The sequence below is a fragment of the Stenotrophomonas sp. GbtcB23 genome, assembly GCF_019091045.1.
Classification (GTDB): Bacteria; Pseudomonadota; Gammaproteobacteria; order Xanthomonadales; family Xanthomonadaceae; genus Stenotrophomonas; species Stenotrophomonas rhizophila_A.
The window spans coordinates 1-243 of sequence record NZ_JAGXKC010000609.1; the positions used below are offsets into that span (position 1 = coordinate 1).

Consider the following 243-nt stretch of genomic DNA (forward strand, 5'->3'; position numbering starts at 1 on the left):
AGTTCGATGACGTGGCGATCGTGCCGACCTTCATCCTGACCCCGCTGTCCTACCTGGGCGGCGTGTTCTATTCGGTGAAGCTGCTGCCGACGTGGGCGGGAGCGGCCACGCACGCGAACCCGATCTTCTACATGGTGAACGCGTTCCGCTACGGCCTGCTGGGTACGGGCGACGTGCCGCTGTGGGTAGCGTACGCGCTGATGATCGGTTTCGTGGTGGTGCTGGCCGCGCTGGCGCTGTGGC

The 243-nt window shown here is 65.8% G+C and carries 1 protein-coding gene; it reads left to right on the forward strand.

Going from position 1 to position 243, the window contains the following annotated elements; translation table 11 throughout:
• The coding region (locus tag KVS69_RS20285) for an ABC transporter permease (protein WP_217540086.1) at window positions 1-243 on the forward strand (243 nt) is incomplete at both ends.